This is a genomic window from Kocuria tytonis (assembly GCF_003226895.2).
GTDB classification, from domain to species: domain Bacteria; phylum Actinomycetota; class Actinomycetes; order Actinomycetales; family Micrococcaceae; genus Kocuria; species Kocuria tytonis.
This window is the reverse complement of sequence record NZ_PNJG02000001.1, coordinates 875,975-895,877: the sequence shown is the minus strand read 5'-3', so window position 1 is coordinate 895,877 and position 19,903 is coordinate 875,975. Positions and strand designations below refer to the sequence as shown.

General features: G+C 71.1%; 20 protein-coding genes. 14 read left to right on the top strand and 6 right to left on the bottom strand.

What is annotated here, in order from left to right; translation table 11 throughout:
• Positions 1-4: 4 nt before the first annotated feature.
• From C1C97_RS03955 to C1C97_RS03945, 3 genes are all read left to right on the top strand, one after another.
• Positions 5-631, top strand: coding sequence for a vWA domain-containing protein (locus C1C97_RS03955; RefSeq protein WP_121030083.1), 627 nt, complete (start codon positions 5-7; stop codon positions 629-631).
• Positions 632-635: 4 nt separating this feature from the next.
• Positions 636-875 (top strand): hypothetical protein, encoded by a 240-nt coding sequence (locus C1C97_RS03950; protein WP_147406044.1) that lies wholly within the window; start codon positions 636-638, stop codon positions 873-875.
• A gap of 384 nt (positions 876-1,259) precedes the next feature.
• The gene (locus C1C97_RS03945; RefSeq protein ID WP_121030079.1) at positions 1,260-1,625 is read left to right on the top strand and encodes a hypothetical protein; all 366 of its coding nucleotides are present in this window, start codon (positions 1,260-1,262) and stop codon (positions 1,623-1,625) included.
• 89 nt (positions 1,626-1,714) lie between these two features.
• Here the strand turns inward: C1C97_RS03945 and C1C97_RS03940 are convergent, their stop codons facing one another.
• Entirely contained in the window at positions 1,715-3,022 is a 1,308-nt protein-coding gene (locus C1C97_RS03940; protein WP_199712166.1) for a CapA family protein, read from the bottom strand.
• Between the two features lie 226 nt (positions 3,023-3,248).
• Here C1C97_RS03940 and C1C97_RS03935 point away from each other — a divergent pair, with 226 nt between their 5' ends.
• Positions 3,249-4,040, top strand: coding sequence for a hypothetical protein (locus C1C97_RS03935; protein ID WP_233542710.1), 792 nt, complete (start codon positions 3,249-3,251; stop codon positions 4,038-4,040).
• Positions 4,041-4,224: 184 nt separating this feature from the next.
• Here C1C97_RS03935 and C1C97_RS03930 read toward each other — a convergent pair whose 3' ends face one another.
• From C1C97_RS03930 to C1C97_RS12470, 3 genes are all read right to left on the bottom strand, one after another.
• A complete protein-coding gene (locus C1C97_RS03930) occupies positions 4,225-4,503 on the bottom strand; it encodes a DUF1540 domain-containing protein (RefSeq protein WP_121030077.1) in 279 nt (92 codons plus the stop codon).
• A 203-nt stretch (positions 4,504-4,706) separates the two neighbouring features.
• Positions 4,707-5,012 (bottom strand): AzlD domain-containing protein, encoded by a 306-nt coding sequence (locus C1C97_RS03925; RefSeq protein ID WP_121030075.1) that lies wholly within the window; start codon positions 5,010-5,012, stop codon positions 4,707-4,709.
• A gap of 1 nt (position 5,013) precedes the next feature.
• Positions 5,014-5,193 (bottom strand): hypothetical protein, encoded by a 180-nt coding sequence (locus C1C97_RS12470; protein WP_233542709.1) that lies wholly within the window; start codon positions 5,191-5,193, stop codon positions 5,014-5,016.
• Between the two features lie 252 nt (positions 5,194-5,445).
• On the opposite strand from C1C97_RS12470, the gene C1C97_RS03915 reads away from it, so the two are divergent.
• The 7 genes from C1C97_RS03915 (at position 5,446) to C1C97_RS03885 (ending at position 14,074) form a co-directional block, all read left to right on the top strand.
• On the top strand, positions 5,446-7,470 hold the full coding sequence (locus C1C97_RS03915; RefSeq protein ID WP_121030073.1) for an alpha/beta hydrolase family protein: 2,025 nt from the start codon (positions 5,446-5,448) through the stop codon (positions 7,468-7,470).
• 224 nt (positions 7,471-7,694) lie between these two features.
• Positions 7,695-9,602: a translational GTPase TypA gene (gene typA / locus C1C97_RS03910; protein ID WP_121030071.1), complete on the top strand. Its 1,908-nt coding sequence runs from the start codon at positions 7,695-7,697 to the stop codon at positions 9,600-9,602.
• Positions 9,603-9,604: 2 nt separating this feature from the next.
• The gene (locus C1C97_RS03905) at positions 9,605-10,507 is read left to right on the top strand and encodes a PIG-L family deacetylase (protein WP_121030069.1); all 903 of its coding nucleotides are present in this window, start codon (positions 9,605-9,607) and stop codon (positions 10,505-10,507) included.
• A complete protein-coding gene (locus C1C97_RS03900; RefSeq protein ID WP_233542708.1) occupies positions 10,504-11,064 on the top strand; it encodes a hypothetical protein in 561 nt (186 codons plus the stop codon). Before C1C97_RS03905 ends, C1C97_RS03900 begins: the two co-directional genes overlap by 4 nt.
• Positions 11,065-11,126: 62 nt before the next feature.
• Positions 11,127-11,450: a ferredoxin gene (fdxA, locus tag C1C97_RS03895; RefSeq protein ID WP_110919600.1), complete on the top strand. Its 324-nt coding sequence runs from the start codon at positions 11,127-11,129 to the stop codon at positions 11,448-11,450.
• Between the two features lie 4 nt (positions 11,451-11,454).
• Positions 11,455-12,600 (top strand): succinyldiaminopimelate transaminase, encoded by a 1,146-nt coding sequence (dapC, locus tag C1C97_RS03890; protein WP_110919599.1) that lies wholly within the window; start codon positions 11,455-11,457, stop codon positions 12,598-12,600.
• Between the two features lie 172 nt (positions 12,601-12,772).
• Positions 12,773-14,074: a citrate synthase gene (locus tag C1C97_RS03885; RefSeq protein ID WP_110919598.1), complete on the top strand. Its 1,302-nt coding sequence runs from the start codon at positions 12,773-12,775 to the stop codon at positions 14,072-14,074.
• Between the two features lie 189 nt (positions 14,075-14,263).
• On the opposite strand, the gene galE is transcribed toward C1C97_RS03885, so the two are convergent.
• Both galE and dapD read right to left on the bottom strand, forming a co-directional pair.
• Positions 14,264-15,280 (bottom strand): UDP-glucose 4-epimerase GalE, encoded by a 1,017-nt coding sequence (gene galE / locus C1C97_RS03880; RefSeq protein ID WP_121030067.1) that lies wholly within the window; start codon positions 15,278-15,280, stop codon positions 14,264-14,266.
• A gap of 80 nt (positions 15,281-15,360) precedes the next feature.
• A complete protein-coding gene (gene dapD, locus C1C97_RS03875; protein ID WP_121030065.1) occupies positions 15,361-16,332 on the bottom strand; it encodes a 2,3,4,5-tetrahydropyridine-2,6-dicarboxylate N-succinyltransferase in 972 nt (323 codons plus the stop codon).
• A gap of 81 nt (positions 16,333-16,413) precedes the next feature.
• Here dapD and dapE point away from each other — a divergent pair, with 81 nt between their 5' ends.
• The 3 genes from dapE to C1C97_RS03860 are packed head-to-tail and all read left to right on the top strand — an operon-like array spanning position 16,414 to position 19,838.
• Positions 16,414-17,520, top strand: coding sequence for a succinyl-diaminopimelate desuccinylase (gene dapE / locus C1C97_RS03870; protein WP_121030563.1), 1,107 nt, complete (start codon positions 16,414-16,416; stop codon positions 17,518-17,520).
• A gap of 21 nt (positions 17,521-17,541) precedes the next feature.
• Complete coding sequence (locus C1C97_RS03865) at positions 17,542-18,456, top strand: LOG family protein (protein WP_121030063.1); 915 nt, start codon at positions 17,542-17,544, stop codon at positions 18,454-18,456.
• A complete protein-coding gene (locus C1C97_RS03860; protein WP_233542707.1) occupies positions 18,453-19,838 on the top strand; it encodes a hypothetical protein in 1,386 nt (461 codons plus the stop codon). Before C1C97_RS03865 ends, C1C97_RS03860 begins: the two co-directional genes overlap by 4 nt.
• Positions 19,839-19,903: the final 65 nt, after the last annotated feature.

Below are 19,903 nucleotides of genomic sequence, written 5' to 3'. Positions count from 1 at the left end.
CCGCATGACCACATGGATGCGCAAAGTTTTTGTCAGCGAGGGCGCCACGGAGTACCCTCCTGGGCCCCACCTGGACCGGCTGCGGCAGAAGTTTCAGCGCGGGGCAGCGGTCGTCCTGTGTCTCGACGTCAGCGCGTCCATGAGCGCGGACCTTCCCCAGGCGGTGCGGGGCAGCGAGAAATTTCTCCACGAGGCCGTGGCCGGCGGGTACAGCGTGGGACTCATCCTGTGGCACTCCAGAGTTGGGGCCTCCACAGAATTGAGCAGAAACCCGGAGGCGGCTTTGAACACGCTGCGTCGCGCAAGGGTCAAAGGGGGCACGGACCTGCTGCCGGCTCTTCGGGAGGCCGCCAGGCGTCTGGAGGGTTCTGAAGCAGAGGACAGGGTCATTGCCGTCTTCGGAGATGGTGATCTTGGAGTTCACGCTGTCATGACGGAGCGGTTCGCGGCCCACCTGAGGACGCAGGGGATCCGCATCATCACCATGGGTCTGGGGCACGCAAGCGCGACGGCGCTCTCCCGCATTGCGAGCGAGACCGTGAACGATGAGGTCATGGTCGCATCCAGAGAGACCCTGGTCGAGAACATTTCGAGCATGAGCCGTGGTCTGCGCCGCAGAAAGCAGGGCTGAGATCATGCAGCAGCTTCTCTTCTTCGTGGGGAACATGCTGGCGATCGTGGGAGGATTCCTCGCCCTGCTCTGGGTGGTGACCAACAAACGACGCTATTGGACCCGACGTCGCCGCGGCATCATGGCGCTGGTCTTCATTGCGGTAGGCGTGTTCATCATGGTCTCGTCGCAGCAGTACGGGGGCAGTGCCCCAACAACTCCACCCTCGCCCACTTCATCGGCGTCACCCGCCGTGAGTCCGTGATCTCCCCGGGGCGTCTCTCCCAGGGGCGGCTCGCCCTTCTACCTGATCCCCTTTCACACCCAGTGAGGTAAGCATCACATGAGCAACAACCCCTACAACACCCGGACGGGCAACAACCCCTATGGTGGAGGCCCGTCCGGTGGCAACCCCTATGGCGGAGGTCCCACCGGCGGGGGCCCATCGGGAGGGAATCCCCACGGAGGGGGCTCGTCACGGCCACCGTTCGTTGATCCCTATCAGCCCCAGAATCGGCAACCTGTCTACCCACCAGCGGTCACACTGGCAGAGATCGCGGGGGAACGACAGGCTCAGCGGGCGGCGGCATCCGGTCGCGTTGGTAGTTCGGTCGGAGCAGCTCTCCCCGCGCGTCTGGCCGGCTCCGGCGTGGCTGCGGCTGCCCTGCTGGGAATCACCGCCCTGTTCGTGCTGGGCCACTCCTGGGTTGTGGCCCTCATCATGACGGGTGTTATCTACCGCGTTGCCAAAACCGACCTGGTGAAGCGCTGGTCGGGCAATGCCTTCAACCTTCTGCTGGTTTACCTGGTGATCTCGATCGCGTCGGGCCTCGTGTTCGGGGCCGTCGATCTCGCCATGTCCAGCGGCAGGTATTCTTCCGAAGCCACCCTGGGGGAGAAGGTGGGTGACTGGATCCGGTACGTGACGGCCATTGTCTTCGCCGTGAGCGCCGTGGCTGCGTACCGGCACAGGTACTTCCGCTATCCCACCCTGTTGCACCCGCTCCGGTCTTAGTTGCAGGCAGTGCGACGGCGTCGACGCGGGCCGGGGGCCGGGCGGTGCCCCCGAGGGGGTAACCATGTCCGGGTTTCGGCCCCGTCTGCTCAGCCCGTGCGGTCCTCGCTCAGCCGCCACTCGTGCAGCCCGTGCTCCCGTGCGGAGTCGGTGGTGACGATTCTCGCAATGCGCTCGCGGATCGCGCGGTCCTCCGCCTCCGAGCGGCAGACCCCGGACGGCGCGTCCGAGGCCACGGGGCACCACGCGTACTTTCCCCCGCGGGTGTTGGAGCTCGGTGCCCAGGCGAGGTCGCTGACACGCCAGTGGCCGTCCCCGTCGCGGGCGAACTGGAAGCGGGCCATGATGCCCTGGTTGTTGCTCTCGTTCACGGGAGGGGCGGTCTCGGTCACGTTGTTGCCCACGCCGTACACGATCCAGGTGTCGTGGTAGTTCTCGATGGGCTGCACGCTATGGGAGCCGTGGCCGTACACGGCGTCGAACGCGCCGGAGTCCGCGAGGGCGTGGGCGGTGCGCTGCTGGTACTCGTCCGCGGTGTCCGTGTACTCGATGATCGAGTGCATGTTGGCCACCACCACGTCCGCGCCCTGCTCCCGGGCGGCGTGGGCCTGCTCGACCGCGCGGGCCACGTCCTGGCGCGCCGTCTGCTCGCCCACGTCCGGATCCGTGCCGTCCCGCAACCGGTCGATGCGCCACGGGGTGTCCTGGGGCTTCCCGTTGAGACTGTTGGTCCCGGTCACCACGGCCAGCCTGCCGGAGGGGGTGTCCACGATCATGGGCTGCCCGGCGTCCTTCTGCGAGGCGTAGGACCCCGTGTGCTGCAGCCCCGCGGCATCCAGGGTGTGCAGCGTGCGCTTCACCCCTTCCACCCCCTGGTCCACGGAGTGGTTGCTCGCGGTGGTGCAGGCGTCGTACCCCGCGCCCTTGGCGGCGGCGAAGATCTCCGGGGGCACGTTGAACTCCGGGTACGCGGCGTACGGACCGCCCGGTGCCGACACGGGGGTCTCGGCCTGGCACACCGCCACGTCCGCCCGGTCCAGGTACGCCCGCTGCTGCTGGAGCAGGGGCGCGAAGTCGAAGTGCGCGCCGTCGTGCGTGGCCGGGTCCGTGGCGAACTGGCTCCACAGTCCCTCGTGCAGCAGCAGGTCGCCCGTGACGGCCAGGCTCAGGCACGTGTCCTCGGGGCACTCGGGACCCTTGCCGGGTCCGTCACCCTGGCCCGTCGCGTCCCGGGCGGGGGTGGCCGACGACGCCGCGCTGCCCGCACCGTCCCCGGCCGCCGGGGCGTCCCCGGGAGACGAGCACCCCGCCACGAGCAGCGTGCCGACCGCCAGGACGGCGAAGCGCACGCGCGTCCGGTGGCGCGCGCGGGAGATGGTCAGGGGCGAGGCATCCATCCGGCGATGCTATCGCAAACCACCGTGACACGCCCCACAGTACGAGGGTGGGGATCCACCGCCCGCCGATTTAGGTTATGAAAATCTGACCAAATTGCCGTCTTCGCTTCCTTTTCGGGGGTTGGGGAGGTTAGCCTGTCCTAAGTTTCAGATATCGAGCGGTGAAGTGGGGACGGACGTGGATCGAACCGGGAGCGGCGCGCAGACGCGTGTCGAGCAGCGGGCCGTGTCACTGGCCCACCGCATGCTGGCGGGAGCGGGACGGGCGAGCGTGGTGGCCTACCGGGTGCCCGGGCAGCCGGTGCTCTCCGCCGTGGCGCACGGCCTCACCCGCCGCGGTGAACTCGTGCTGGCCGCCACCGTGGACCCCGCGATCGTGCCGGAGGACGCCCTGGTCACGGGGGAGCCCGTGGACGTCCGGATGGACATCACCAAGGTGGCCCCCGAGCCGGACGTCCGGATCGTCGCGGCCAGCGCCCACCTGCTGGCGCGCCTGGAGTGGCTCGATCCCCTGGATGCCGAGCTGCTCGTGGGCACCGGGGAGGTCCCGGAGCTGCTGGCGGGCGTCGCAGCGGCACCGGGCGGCAGGCTCGCGGTCCTCGACGCGCCGCGCGTGCTCCTGCACGACGGCTCGGGCGTGACCCCGCTGGACTACGGCGGCATCCTGACCCACCACCTCCGGGGTGCGGGGTCCGGCGACCTCGCGCAGGACGTCGAGGCCGCGGGATTCGACGCCGTCATGGACGTGGACCGCCTGGACCTGGCAAGCGTGTGCGACGCCGCGGAGCAGGGCTGGATCCCGGCTCACCTGCTCACGCAGAAGCCCTCCGCAGGCGGCTGCGCGCACACCACGGGGAGGGACTTCGTGGTGGACGTGGATGCCACGGGCGTCACGGTGCTGCGGTACGGGGCCCGGCTCACGAGCGTCTACTTCGTGCCGTTCTCCGGCGAACGGACCGCCCCGGCGGATCTCGGCGCCAACCTGCAGCACCTGCTGGGCGCACGCGTCGCGGCCTGAGCCGCGCGACCCCGGCAGGGCACGCTGACACGACGAGGACCGCGAGTCGATCGACTCGCGGTCCTCGTCGTGGGTCACGTGGGCGCGGTGCCCTGTTGGTCCCGGGCGCGGCTCCGTCAGGCTGCCCGGGTGCTTCCGAACTCGGTGCACCGCGGGTGTGGTGCGGTGCCCGGCCGGTCAGCTGCTACTTCGCCTCGTAGCTGCCGCAGTCGGCGTCCGCGGTGACCTCGATGGAGGACGCGGTGCACATCAGGTCCTTGTTGTGCGCGCACTCGAGACGCTGGCACGCGCCCACCTGGCCGTTTGCGGTGGGCAGCCCGCCGCGGGCGTCGAGCGAGATGAACGTGGTGCAGGACGCCGCGGAGCCCTGGCCACCCACGGTGATGGCGGGGGCGGTGCAGCCGTTGTCGTTGAAGGCGCAGCCGGTGGCGGTGCAGGCGGAAACAGCGGTGAGAGTGGCCATGATCTTCTCCTGTGGTTCGAGTGGTGTCCGGGTCGGGCGGTGGTGCGTCGATCGGAGGTGCTGAAGAAGATACTAAAGGTGTTTCTGATATCCCGCTAGTAAGTTTCGCCTTAGGGTATTACATTGTTTTCTAATTCCACCAAGGGTGTTTTCAGTGAATTCAGGCATTCCTCACCGCATTAGGAAAAGCACCTGTGGCGTAATCAGCCGAGAAGCAGCCCGCTGAGCGAGTACGCGGCGAAGCCCGCCACGAACGCCACCAGGAAGTTCCGCGCGGCCAGGTCGACCAGCACGGAGACCACCGCCGCCAGCACCAGGCGGGTTGCTGCCTGGATCCCGGAATCCGCGTCCAGCAGGGTGTACGCCACCAGGATCAGCATGAGGCCCGCGGGAAGCAGCGCCGAGAACTCCCGGAGGTCCTCGCGATCCCGGTGGCGGTGCGCCACGAGCACGGGGACGAATCGCGGCCCGAAGGTCACGGCGGCGCACACGACGACGGCGGCGAACACCTCAGGCCGTGCTTTCCGCGGTGGTGCCGCGGCGGCGTCGCACCATGACGATGCACAGCAGGGCGTAGCAGAGCATGGCTCCCACCAGGAACAGGCTGCGGGGGAGCAGCAGGCCCACCCCGATGGCGGTGACCGCCGCCGCCACGATCCGCACCCGCTGGGGGGCGGCCAGGACGCTCACGAACAGCAGGGCGGAGAGCCCGGTGAGGGCGAAATCGAAACCGTCGTAGGACTTGGGGGACGAGCCCTCCCGCGAACACCACCAGGGCGGTCAGCGGAGCCGGGCAGGGCGCGAACCCCAGGGACACGGCTTGGGCCCCGAACGCCATCCCCAGCGGCAGGTACCCCATGGCCACCGGCACGGTGACCCGTAGCGCGTGAAGGGCCCTGCCGTGGGCCCAGGGGCCCGCCGGGCGACTGTAATGTACGACACATGACTTCTCGTTACGCGCATCCCGAAGACCTCGTGGCCACCCCTCGCCTTGCCGGTCTGGTCGCACACCGCAGCGGACCCGTGGTGGTGCTGCGCCAGGAGCTCACCCCGGACGGCAAGCGCTACGTCAAGCACGCGTGGGCCGTCACCGAGGACGCGCAGCCGACCCAGCTGACCCGCGGGGACCAGGGTGTCCAGGAGGTGCGGCCCACGGCCACGGGCACCGTGTTCTTCACCTCGGAGCGCCCGGTGGACGGCGAGGACGACAAGCGCACCCGGCTGTGGCTGCTGCCCGAGCGGGGTGACGCGCGGCTGGTCCTGGACCTCCCCGAGGGGGTCTCGAACCTCCAGCTCGGGGAGGACCGGCTGTTCTTCGTCTCCGGTCTCTACCCGGCGGCCCATGACGCACCGGACGCGGTCGAGCGCAACCGCGAGATCCACGACCGCCGGGACGAGACGGGTGTGAGCGGCGTGCTCTACGACAGCGCGCCCTTCCGGTTCTGGGACCACGACCTCCCGGCGGCGCAGGACGCCCTGTGGTTCCTCGACACCGCGGCCGTGGCCGCCGGTGAGGACGCCGCGGCCACCCTGCGCCGCGTGGACCTGCCGCAGGGTCGGCTGGGCGAGTACTCCGTGGCCCCGGACGGCACGTGGGTCCTCGCGGAGATCGCCACCCTGCGCCCGGAGGGCGTGCAGCGCTCGCAGCTGTGGCGGCTGCCCGTGGCCCACGAGAACGGCGAGGAGGCGCTGCTGCTGCACGACACCGGCGAGGAGGACATGTGGGGCGCGGGTGAGGTGAGCCCGGACGGCACCCGCGCCCTGCTCACGCGGGAGCGGCTGTGGCGTGACGGCGTGAACATGGCGCTCTCCGCGTGGGTGCACGACTTCAGCACCGGCGAGGAGATCGAGGTGGTCCCCTCGGACGAGCACTGGGCGCAGGACGCCCGCTGGCTGGACGACGACTCCTTCGTGTGCACGTCCGACTTCCGCGGCCGCGGCATCGTGCTCCGGGTCCGCTGCCCCCGGGGTGAGCGGCCGCGGGTGGACGTCGCCGCCGGCGGCGAGGGCCAGGACTGGACCTACTCGGCGGTGCAGCCCGCGGGGGATGAGCTCGTGGGGCTGCGCGCGAGCTACTCCCACCCGCTCGAGCTGGTGCGCTGGCCGGTCGCGGAGTCCTCGGCCGGTGTGCTGCCCACGTGCGTCACGGGACTCGTGCCCGAGGACGCCGTCCCTGGCCGCATGGAGGAGGTCACCGCGACCGCCGAGGACGGGACGTCCGTCCGCGCCTGGCTCGCCCTGCCGCACGCGGACGACGACGCCGCACCCCACCCCCTGCTCGTGTCCGTCCACGGCGGGCCCTGGGGCTCCAACAACCAGTGGAGCTGGCGCTGGAACCCGTGGCCGTTCGTGGCCGCGGGCTACGCGGTGCTGCTGCCGGACCCGGCGATCTCCACGGGCTACGGCCAGGCCATGATCGACCGCGGTCAGCAGGAGCTGGGCGGGGCGCCGTTCACGGACGTCATGGCCCTGACCGAGGCCGCCACCGAACGCCCGGACATCGACCCGGAGCGGCAGGCCCTGATGGGCGGGTCCTACGGCGGGTACATGGCCAACTGGGTGGCCACGCAGACGGGGGACCGGTTCCGGTGCATCGTCACGCACGCCTCCCTGTGGAACCTGGACACCATGGGCGCCACCACGGACCACACGCAGTGGCGCGAGGCCATGGGGCCCTCCCAGGCCGCCACGTACTCGCCGCACCGGTTCGCGGAGCGCATCGAGGTCCCGCTGCTGGTGATCCACGGGGACAAGGACTACCGCGTGCCGATCTCCCAGGGCATCGAGCTGTGGGCGGACCTGCAGCAGCGCACCCGGGTCGAGGGCCACCGCTTCCTCTACTACCCGGACGAGGGACACTGGATCCTCAAGCCCGCCAACGCGCGCACGTGGTACGAGACCGTGCTCGCGTTCGTGGACGAGCACGTGCTGGGACGCCGGCGCGAGCGGCCCGAGCTGCTGGGCTGAGCGGCGTCGTCGCCCGCGGGCACTGCCATGGCTCCCCGCGGGCGGCGCCACGCGCCGGGAGGGCCACGCGACGGCGGGCGGCGCGACGTGGTGACCGGCGCGCGCGTGCGGCGGGCGGGGCGGCGGCGTCGGAGAGATGCATCACGCGTGCGCGGGCGTGCAGACGGAGGGGAGTAGAATCACCACGATCCCCTCTGCCTCAACTCGCGAAGAGAGAACTGTGTATGTCTGAAACCACCGCCCAGCGCGCCGATCTGCGCAACGTGGCCATCGTGGCCCACGTTGACCACGGCAAGACCACCATCGTCGACGCCATGCTCCAGCAGACGCACGCGTTCTCCAGCCACGGAGAGGTCGAGGAGCGGGTCATGGACTCCGGCGACCTGGAGCGCGAGAAGGGCATCACCATCCTCGCCAAGAACACCACGGTGTTCTACGACGGCCCCGCCGCGAACGGCGAGACCATCACCATCAACGTGATCGACACCCCGGGCCACGCGGACTTCGGCGGCGAGGTGGAGCGCGGCCTGTCCATGGTGGACGGCGTGGTGCTGCTGGTGGACGCCTCCGAGGGCCCGCTGCCCCAGACCCGCTTCGTGCTGCGCAAGGCCCTCGAGGCCAAGCTGCCCGTGATCGTGGTGGTCAACAAGGTGGACCGCCCCGATGCCCGCATCGAAGAGGTCGTCTCCGACACCATGGACCTGCTGCTGGGCCTGGCCTCGGACATCGCCGAGGACAACCCGGACCTGGACCTGGACGCCGTGCTGGACGTCCCCGTGGTCTACGCCTCCGGCAAGGCCGGGCGTGCCTCCACGGACCAGCCCGCCAACGGCGCGCTGCCGGACAACGAGGACCTCGAGCCGCTGTTCAAGACCATCATCGAGCACATCCCGGCGCCGTCCTACAACCCCGAGGGCGTGCTGCAGGCCCACGTGACCAACCTGGACGCCTCCCCGTTCCTGGGCCGTCTCGCTCTGCTGCGCATCTTCAACGGCACCCTCAAGAAGGGCCAGACCGTGGCCTGGGCGCGCCAGGACGGCACCATCAAGAGCGTGCGGATCTCCGAGCTGCTGGCCACCAAGGGCCTGGACCGCGTGCCCGCGGAGAGCGCCGGCCCCGGTGAGATCGTGGCCGTGGCGGGCATCGAGGACATCACCATCGGTGAGACCCTCACGGACCTGGAGAACCCGGAGCCGCTGCCCCTGATCACCGTGGACGATCCCGCGATCTCCATGACCATCGGCATCAACACCTCCCCGCTGGCCGGGCGCGTCAAGGGCGCCAAGGTCACGGCCCGCCAGGTCAAGGACCGTCTGGACAAGGAGCTGATCGGCAACGTCTCGCTGAAGATCCTCCCCACCCAGCGTCCGGACGCGTGGGAGGTCCAGGGCCGTGGTGAGCTCGCGCTGGCCATCCTGGTGGAGCAGATGCGCCGCGAGGGCTTCGAGCTCACCGCGGGCAAGCCCCAGGTGGTCACCAAGACCGTGGACGGCAAGGTCCACGAGCCCTACGAGCACATGACCATCGACGTCCCCGAGGAGTACCTGGGTGCGGTCACGCAGCTGATGGCCGGGCGCAAGGGCCGCATGGAGGGCATGAGCAACCACGGCACCGGCTGGGTGCGCATGGAGTTCAAGGTTCCCTCCCGCGGCCTGATCGGCTTCCGCACCAGGTTCCTCACGGACACCCGCGGCGCGGGCATCGCGTCCTCCTACGCGGACGGCTACGAACCCTGGGCCGGGGACATCGAGTACCGCACCAACGGCTCGATGGTCGCGGACCGCGCCGGTGTGGTGACGCCGTTCGCCATGATCAACCTGCAGGAGCGCGGCTCGTTCTTCGTGGAGCCCACCTCCGAGGTGTACGAGGGCATGATCGTGGGCGAGAACTCCCGTGCGGACGACATGGACGTGAACATCACCAAGGAGAAGAAGCTCACCAACATGCGTGCGGCCTCCTCGGAGACGTTCGAGAACCTCACCCCGCCGCGCAAGCTCACGCTCGAGGAGTGCCTCGAGTTCGCGCGCGAGGACGAGTGCGTGGAGGTCACCCCGGAGGCCATCCGCATCCGCAAGGTGGTCCTGGACGCCAACGAGCGGCTCAAGGTCGCCCGTCAGCGGGCCCGCGCCTGATCGTGGTCGACCCGAAGTACCCGGGCGGGGGACACGCCACCGAGGGCGCAGTGGACTCGCTGCTCCCCGAGGGCGTGGACCCCGCCCGGGCGCGTCTGCTCTTCGTCCACGCCCACCCGGACGACGAGGCCATCAACACCGCGTGCGCCACGAGCCACTACAGTGCGCTGGGCGCCACCACCGTGCTGCTGACCATGACCCACGGTGAGCGCGGCGAGGTCATCCCGCCCGCGTTGCGCCACCTCGAGGTGGGGCAGCCGGGGTGCCCGGACACGGACGGCACCGCCCTGGGGCTGTACCGGGTCGCGGAGCTCGCCGCCGCCGCGGCCGCTGTGGGCCTCACCGACCGGTTCTACGCGGGGGAGCCCCCGGCGGTGGACCCTTCGGTGGGCTTCGCCAACGGCGCGGGCAGGTACGTGGACTCCGGCATGAGCTGGGGACCCGACGGGTACGCCCGCCCGGCCGCCGACGTCTCCCCGGCCGCGCTGACCGCCGCGGCCCCCGAGGAGGCCGCGGCCCACGTGGCCGCCGCGATCCGGGCGCTGCAGCCGCACGCCGTGGTCAGCTACGCTGACGACGGCGGCTACGGTCACCCCGACCACGTGGCCACCCACCGTGCCACGATGCGCGCCGTGGAGCTGGCCGCCACCGCTGCGGACGCCACGGACGAGCCGTGGGACGTCCCCCTGACGTGGGGGATCGAGAGTGAGGTGGACCCCGAGGACCGCCGGCCGCAGGCCGCGCTCCACGGGGACCTGGCCGTCAAGCGCGCGGCCATGGGGGCGCACGCCACGCAGATCGTGCTCGCGGCGGATCCGTCCGACCCCAGCTACACGATGTCCAACGGCGTGCCCCAGCGCATCAACACCACGGAGACCTTCCGGCTCCTGAGGCGGTCCCGGTGAACGAGTCCGGGACCGGCCCCCGCACCCCGCCGTGGGCGGAGCCCGGTCGGGCACGGTCGCCCGAGCACGACGCCGCCGCGCAGCGCACCGCGCCGCCCGACGCCGCCCCCGAGGACGGGCCCCGCGCGGCACCCGGTGACCCCGTGGCCATGGGGGACGCGGACGAACGGCCGGGAACGGCGTCGTCGGCCCTGACCGCGGTGCTCACCGGCGTGCTCGTGGGCGCGGTGGCCACGGCGATGCACGGGAACATCTGGTACGGGGACGGCTGGTGGCTGCCGTGGGGACTCGTGTTCTCCGGGCTGCTGCTGCTGAGCGCGGGGGTGTGGTGCGGGACCTCCACACGGCGCGTGTGGGCCGCCGCCGTGCCCGGGCTGATGGGCTACGCGATCGCATGGGCCGCGGCGTACCTGCGGCAGGGCTCGGCGCTCGTGGCCACGTCCTGGAGCGCGCCGATCGGCGTGGTGGGGATCCTGTGGTTCGTGGTGATCTTCGTGGCCGTCATGGCCGCGGTGATTGTGACGGGCCGTTGGCTGGTGCGCCGGCGCGCGCGATAGCCTCGGATGCCCGCCGTTAGAATGATCAGAGACTTCTGAACTGGACGAAAGGTTCGACACCCGTGACTTACGTGATTGCTCAGCCCTGCGTGGACGTCAAGGACAAGGCATGCGTTGAGGAATGTCCCGTGGACTGCATCTACGAGGGCGAGCGCTCCCTCTACATCCACCCGGACGAATGCGTGGACTGCGGCGCGTGCGAGCCGGTGTGCCCCGTGGAGGCCATCTACTACGAGGACGACACCCCGGACGAGTGGGCCGACTACTACAAGGCCAACGTGGAGTTCTTCGACGACCTCGGGTCCCCGGGCGGGGCCGCGAAGCTCGGCAACACCCACAAGGACCACCCCCTGATCGCGGACCTCCCCCCGCAGAACCAGGGCTGAGCCGGTGGCCGAGCGCGGGGGGTTCGGGCTGGACCTGCCCGACTACCCGTGGAACGCACTGGCCCCGTACCGGGCCATGGCCGGGGAGCACCCGGACGGCGTGGTGGACCTGTCCATCGGCACGCCCGTGGATCCCACACCGCTCGTGATCCAGGACGCGCTGGCGGCTGCCGCGGACGCTCCCGGCTACCCCACCACGCACGGCACCGCCGCGCTGCGGGAGGCCGTGGCCGCGTGGTACGCCGAACGCCGCGGGGTCCCCGGACTGGACCCGGACGCCGTGATGCCCACCGTGGGCTCCAAAGAGCTCGTGGCCTGGCTGCCGCTGCTGCTGGGTCTCGGTCCCGGTGACGTGGTGGTGCGACCCGTGGTGGCGTACCCCACCTATGACATCGGTGCGCGGCTGGCGGGTGCCGAGTCCGTGGCCGTCGACTCCCTCGATGAGCTGGAGCCCGCCGTGCGCGAGCGCGTGCGCATGGTGTGGGTCAACTCCCCGGGCAATCCCACGGGCACCGTGCGGGACGCGGCGTCGCTGCGCACGCTCGTGGAGCAGGCGCGCTCCCAGGGGGCCGTGGTCGTTTCGGACGAGTGCTACGCCGAACTCGGCTGGGGGCGGTGGGATCCTGCCGAGGGCGGGGAGCCCGTGCCCTCCGTCCTGGACCCCCGCGTCAGTGGCGGGGACATGTCCCTGCTGCTCAGCGCGTATTCCCTGTCCAAGCAGTCGAACCTGGCCGGCTACCGTGCGGCGTTCCTGGCCGGTGACCCCGAGCTGATGCCCTCGCTGGTCAACTCCCGCAAGCACGCGGGGATGATCGTGGCGTATCCCGTGCAGGAGGCCATGCGCGCGGCCCTGGGGGACACCGCGCACGTGGCCGCCCAGAAGAGCCTCTACCGGGACCGCCGCGCCGCGCTGAAGCTCGCGGTGGAGGCCTTCGGGCTGCGGATCGAGGACTCCGAGGCCGGTCTGTACCTGTGGGGATCCACGGGGGAGGACACCTGGACCACCGTGGAGCGCTTCGCCCGGCTGGGCATCGTGGTGGGGCCCGGGACCTTCTACGGGGAGGCCGGCCACGGGCACGTGCGGCTCTCCCTGACCGCCACGGACGAGCGCATGGCCGCGGCCGTGCAGCGGCTCGCCGAGGCCGGATAGCACCACCCCGCGGGCCGGGGGCAAGTGGAATCACGCTCGCACTACCGAGTAGGTTGGTGGGGATCACACCGTGCTTCCGCCCGGCACGCATGCGCTCCCGCCGCCACGACGACGTGACGGCCCGCAGCGCGGACCGAACGTGGAACACACCAGCGAATCGTGAGGACTCACCATGGCAGAGGCCAAGAAGAACACCGGCAAGGTGGAACTGAACTACGACGAGGGCAAGTCCCTGGAGCTTCCCGTGCTGGAAGTCACCGAGGGCAACAAGGGCTACGGCATCGGCTCCCTGCTCAAGGAGACCGGCAACGTCAGCTTCGATCCCGGGTTCGTGAACACCGCGAACACCCACTCCTCGGTCACCTACATCGACGGCGCCGAGGGCATCCTGCGCTACCGCGGGTACCCCATCGAGGAGCTCGCGGAGCACTCCAACTTCCTGGAGACCGCCTACCTGCTGATCTACGGCGAGCTGCCCACTCGTGAGCAGTACGAGGACTTCCAGGAGCGGATCACCACCCACACCATGGTGCACGAGGACATCAAGCTGTTCTTCAACGGCTTCCCCCGTTCCGCGCACCCCATGCCCGTGCTGTCCTCGGCGGTCTCCGCGCTGTCCACGTTCTACTCGGACTCGCTGGACCCCTTCAACAAGGAGCACGTGGAGATCTCCACCATCCGCCTGCTCGCCAAGGTCCCCACCCTGGCCGCGTACGCGTACAAGAAGTCCGTGGGTGAGCCCATGCTCTACCCCCACAACGACCTCAACTACGCGGAGAACTTCCTGCGCATGTGCTTCGGCGTGCCGGCCGCGGACTACGAGGTGGACCCGGTGGTCGCCAAGACCCTGGACATCCTGTTCATGCTGCACGCGGACCACGAGCAGAACTGCTCCACCTCCACCGTGCGCCTGGTGGGCTCCTCCCACGCCAACATGTTCGCGTCCGTGTCCGCGGGCATCAACGCCCTCTACGGCCCGCTGCACGGCGGCGCCAACGAGGCCGTGCTGGCCATGCTGGACCAGATCCAGAACCGCGGGCTCTCCGCGGACGAGTTCATGGAGAAGGTCAAGAACAAGGAGGACGGTGTCCGCCTCATGGGCTTCGGGCACCGCGTCTACAAGAACTACGACCCCCGCGCCCGCATCATCAAGGGCTACGCGCACGACGTCCTGGCCAAGATGGGCGGCAACAACGAGCTGCTGGACCTGGCCATCGGCCTGGAGGAGAAGGCGCTCGCGGACGACTACTTCGTGGAGCGCAAGCTCTACCCGAACGTGGACTTCTACACGGGCCTGATCTACAAGGCCATGGGCTTCCCGGAGAAGATGTTCACGGTGCTCTTCGCGATCGGGCGCCTGCCGGGCTGGATCGCCCAGTGGCGCGAGATGATCGAGGATCCCGAGACCAAGATCGGCCGTCCCCGCCAGCTCTACGTGGGCGAGGGCGAGCGCCACTACCCCACGGCCAGCTGACACCACGGCCCCCGTACGACGACGCCGCCCCGGTCACCTTCTCGGTGACCGGGGCGGCGTTCTCGCGGGGCCTCTTGCGGCGTCGGGCCGGTGGCGGTCACGAGGCGCGCAGGGGCGCCGGTGCTCGTCCCGGCCTCGCGGTCCCGGGACCGGCGCACAGACGGCGTCGGGCCCGGGACCGGAAGGCCCTCAGCCCTCGTAGCCGTTGGGGTTGTTCTTCTGCCAGTTCCAGTGGTCGCGGCACATGGTGTCGATGTCGCGGTCCGCGGACCAGCCCAGCTCCGCGAGGGCCGAGGCGGGATCCGCGTAGGACACGGCGGCGTCGCCGGGGCGGCGGGGGGCCACCTCGTAGGGGATCTCGCGGCCGGAGGCCTTCTCGAACGCCGCGCGCACCTCCAGGACGGAGTAGCCGCGGCCCGTGCCGAGGTTCCACACGTGCACGCCCGGGTCCTGCGAGATCCGGTCCAGGGCCCTCAGGTGCCCGTCCGCGAGGTCCACCACGTGGATGTAGTCGCGCACGCCGGTGCCGTCCGGGGTGGGGTAGTCGTCGCCGAAGACCATGAGCTTCTCGCGCCGGCCCACGGCCACCTGCGCCACGAACGGCATGAGGTTGTTGGGGATGCCCGAGGGGTCCTCCCCGATTCGACCGGACTCGTGCGCACCCACCGGGTTGAAGTAGCGCAGCAGCGCCACGGACCAGCGCTCGTCGGAGGCCGCGAGGTCCGAGAGCATGTCCTCGATGTGCTCCTTGGTGCGCCCGTAGGGGTTCTGCGCGTCCATGGACAGCTTCTCCGTGAGCGGCATGGTCTCCGGGGCGCCGTACACCGTGGCGGAGGACGAGAACACGATGGTGCGGCAGTCGTTCTCCTCCATGGCCCACAGCAGGTTCACGGTGCCGCTGACGTTGTTGGTGTAGTACCACAGGGGCTTCTGCGCGGACTCGCCCACGGCCTTGAGCCCCGCGAAGTGGATCACGGCGTCCGGGCGGTGGTCGCGGAACACGGTGTCCAGTCCCGGACGGTCCAGCAGGTCCACCTGTTCGAACGCGGCGACGTCCCGGCCGGCCAGTTCGGCCACGCGGTCCAGGGACGCGGGGGAGGAGTTGGAGAGGTTGTCCAGCACCACCACGTCGTGGCCGGCCTCCAGCAGGGCCAGGACGGTGTGCGAGCCGATGTAGCCGGTTCCCCCGGTGACGAGAATCTTCATGTGCTCCACCCTATCCAGTGCACCCGGAAACACGTGTGGCCGCCCCGCCGCTCGGACGGGACGGCCACACCCAGTGCGCGTCAGTTCGCGTGCAGCGCCGAGTTCAGCTCCACGGAGCCGCCGCTGCGGGGCAGCGCCTCCACGGCACCGGTGGTGGAGTTGCGGCGGAACAGCAGGTTGGAGACGCCCGAGAGGTCGGAGGCCTTGACCACGCGGGGCTCCGCGGCGGCGTCGAGCAGGGACACCCGGGTGCCCGCGGTGACGTAGAGACCGGCCTCGACCACGCAGTCGTCGCCCAGGGAGATGCCCACGCCCGCGTTGGCGCCGAGCAGGCAGCGCTCGCCCAGGGTGATGCGCTGCTTCCCGCCACCGGAGAGGGTGCCCATGATGGAGGCGCCGCCGCCCACGTCCGTGTGGTCGTGGACCACCACGCCCGCGGAGATCCGGCCCTCGACCATGGCCGCGCCGAGCGTGCCCGCGTTGAAGTTCACGAAGCCCTCGTGCATCACGGTGGTCCCCTCACCGAGGTACGCACCCAGGCGCACTCGGTCCGCGTCGCCGATGCGCACGCCGGCGGGCACCACGTAGTCCACCATGCGGGGGAACTTGTCCACCCCGAACACCGTGACGGGACCGCCCGCGCGCAGGGCCAGCAGCGAGCGCGTGAGCTCCTCCGCGAGCACCGGTCCGCGGCTGGTCCACGCGACGTTGGCGAGCAGCCCGAAGATGCCGTCCAGGTTGACGGTGTTCGGCCGCACGAGGCGGTGCGAGAGCAGGTGCAGGCGCAGGTAGGCGTCCGCCGTGTCCCGGGGCGCCTCGTCCAGGTCGATCACGCTGGTCACGATCTCCGAGCGCACGTTGCGGTCCGGGTCCGTGGTGGCCGCCACGCGCAGGTCCGCCTCGTAGCTCGTGTCCGGGTTGGCGCTGAGCGCGGGTGCCGGGTAGAAGACGTCCAGCACGGTGCCCGCCCGCTCACCGGCGTCCACCACGGTGGCCAGGCCCACGGCGGAGGCGGTGCGGGAGTTCTCGGTGCTCTCACTCGTTGAAGTCATGGCTCCATCCTAGGCGGCGACGCTCGAGGCCCGGGGGAGGGCGCGGGCCGCCTCGCGGCCCCGGTGACTAAGCTGGCCGCCATGGCAGCCGATCAGCAGACCCCCGCACTCGACCTCACCATGGACCCCGCGGACCTCACGGCCGCGCTCGTGGACGTGGAGTCCGTCTCGGACCACGAGACACCGCTCGCCGACGCCGTAGAGGCGGCCCTGCGGCGGCTCCCGCACCTGAGCGTGCACCGTGACGGGGACACCGTGGTGGCCCGCACCGAGCTGGGCCGGCGCGAGCGCGTGGTGCTCGCCGGGCACCTGGACACCGTGCCCCTGCCCACCGTGGACGGCTCGCTGGGCGCGGTGCCGGCCGTGCGGCGTCGTGAGGGGGACCGGGACGTGATCTACGGCCGCGGCACCACGGACATGAAGGGCGGGGTGGCGGTCCAGCTCGTGCTCGCCCAGCAGCTGCGCGAGCCCACCCGGGACGTGACGTACGTGTTCTACGACCACGAGGAGGTCGCCAGCGACGCCAGCGGGCTGGGACGCGTGATGCGCAACAGCCCCGAGCTGCTCGAGGCGGACTTCGCGGTGCTGCTGGAACCCACCAACGGCACGGTGGAGGGCGGCTGCAACGGCACGATGCGCTTCCGCATCACCACCCACGGCAAGGCGTCCCACTCCGGACGCTCGTGGATCGGGGACAACGCGATCCACAAGCAGGCGGAGGTGCTCGCCACCCTGGCGCGCTACGAGCCGAGGACCGTGACCGTGGAGGGGCTGGACTACCGCGAGGGTCTCAACGCCATCAGGATCGGCGGGGGAGTGGCCGGCAACGTGATCCCGGACACCGCGTGGGTGGACGTCAACTACCGCTTCGCCCCGGACAAGAGCCTGGAGCAGGCCCAGCAGCACGTCCGGGAGACGTTCCCGGAGCACGCGATCGAGTGGCAGGACCTCTCCGCGGCCGCCCGGCCGGGGTTGGACCGCCCGGCCGCGGCGCAGTTCGTGGCCGCGGTGGGGCAGCAGCCCATGCCCAAGTACGGGTGGACGGACGTGGCCCGGTTCTCCCAGGCGGGGGTCCCCGCCGTGAACTTCGGTCCCGGGGACGCGCTGCTCGCGCACACGGACGACGAGCACGTGTTCGACGACGCCGTCCGCGCGTGCCACCGCGCCCTCTCCCAGTGGCTGTCCTGAGCGGGGCCGTAGCCTGGCACCATGCAGAACAACGAGAACGCCCCCGAGCCCACCGTCCCCGCGGAGCGACACAAGGGCCCGGTGGTGCTGCGCCGCCGGCAGCTGGAGCGCCGCACCTCGGACCAGCGGTTCCTGGACCAGCGCCCCGCGGAACCGGACGACTTCACCCGCACGGACCCCTGGCGCGTGCTGCGCATCCAGGCGGAGTTCGTGGAGGGCTTCGACGCGCTCGCCAACCTGGGCCCCGCCATCACCGTTTTCGGCTCGGCCCGCACCGCACCGGGGCACCCGGAGTACGAGCTCGGCCGTGAGCTGGGCCGGGCCATCGGCCAGGCCGGCTACGCGGTGGTGACCGGCGGCGGCCCGGGCGTCATGGAGGCCGCGAACAGGGGTGCGGTGGACGTGGGCGCCCACTCCGTGGGCATCGGGATCGAACTGCCCCACGAGCAGCACCTGAACCACTGGGTGGACCTGGGCATCAACTTCCGGTACTTCTTCGCGCGCAAGACCATGTTCGTGAAGTACAGCCAGGGCTTCGTGGCCCTGCCGGGCGGTTTCGGCACCCTGGACGAGCTCTTCGAGGCGCTGACCCTGGTGCAGACCGGCAAGATCACCCGCTTCCCGGTGATCCTCGTGGGCACCGAGTACTGGGGGCCGCTGCGGGACTGGATCACGGGCACGCTCGTGGCCGGGGGCAAGGTGGCAGAGGCGGACCTCGACCTGCTGCGCGTCGTGGACACCGCCGCCGAGGTCGTGGAGATCCTCGCCTCCGTCCACGCCGAGGACCCCGGCATGCAGGCGCCCGCGCGGGTCGACGCCGCCGTCCCCGGCCCCGGGAGCCCGCGGGCCGGGGCGCCCGGCGCGCAGGACGGGCAGGCAGCCGCGCCCGACGCCCATGAGATCCCCGGAGAGCCCACCCCCGGTTCCGAGGCATGAGCTCGAGCGTCCGCCACGACGCCGCCGCTGCCAACGACGCCGCCGACCTTCCCGGTGACCCCGGCCCCCGTGACGACGCCGCCGGCAGCACGTCCGCGGCGTCCTCCACCGGGTCGCTCCGGCGCCCGGCGGTGACGTCCACGCCGGGAACGCGGACCCGGGAACGGGTGGTGGGCCTGTGGTCACGTGCCCCCTGGTGGCTCGCGGTGCTCGCGGTCTACGGGCTCTCCCGGCTCTGGGGCTGGGGTGTGTTCTCCGTGGTGGGCGCGCACCAGGGTCCCGGGCCGTGGGGGAGCGGGCCGCTGCGGTACCTGGATTTCACCGCCACGTGGGACTCGGACTGGTACCGCACCATCTTCCGGGAGGGCTACCCGTCCCAGCTGCCCACGGACTCGCTGGGCACCGTGCAGGAGAACCCGTGGGCGTTCTACCCGGTGTTCCCCATGCTCGTGCGCGGCATCGCGGAGGCCACGGGGACCGGGTGGGCGGGCACTGCCGCCACGGTGTCCCTGCTCGCGGGGTGCGGGGCGGCACTGGTGCTCTACCGGTTGACGTGCACCGTCCCCGTCATGGCGGCACCCCGGACGCCCGCGGGCGCGTCCGTCCCGGCACTGTGGACCGTGGCCGTGTTCGCGTTCAACCCCGTGGCGCCCGTCCTGCAGACCCCCTACGCCGAGGCCCTCAGCCTGCTGCTGCTGCTCAGCGCGATCCTGTGCGTGGTGCGGGAGCGGCCGGTGTGGGCCGCGGTGTTCGTCGTCCTGCAGGCCCTCACCCGTCCCACCGGTGTGGCGCTCGGGGCCGCCCTGGGGGTGTGGTGGCTGTGGTGCGCGGTGCGGGACGTGCGCGCGCGGCGTCGGCCCTGGTACCGCTGCCTGGACCGCTGGCTCGCGGTGGCGCTGCTCGCGTGCGCCGCCGCGCTGGCGTGGCCGGCGATCGCGTGGGCCGTCACGGGGGACCCCGGGGCCTACACGCGGACCGAGGCCGTGTGGCGGGGCAGCTCGAGCGTGGTCCCCGTGCTGCCGTGGTTCCACCAGGCCACCGCCCTGTTCGGACCGGTGGGCGGGCTCGTGGCCCCCGTGGTGCTCGTGGTGGTGGTCGTGCTCGTGCTGCGCGCCCGCCCGGTGCGGGAGGCGCTGCCGTTCTTCGTGCGCGTGTGGCTCGCCGCCTACGGGTGCTACCTGCTGCTCGTGCTCAACCCCCAGACCTCCACGTTCCGGCTGCTCCTGCCGTGGGCACCCCTGGCCGCCGCGCTCGTGCGGGTGAGCGATTCACGGGCGTACCGGGTGCTGCTGGTGCTCACCGGTGCCGTCCTGCAGCTCGTGTGGGTGGGCTGGCTGTGGCACTGGAAGCAGCTGCCCGGCGGAGGGGATTACCCGCCGTGACCCCCGCCGGGGGACCCGGGCAGCCGTGAGCGGGCCCGCGCGCGGGGGAGCCGGGACGAGGCACC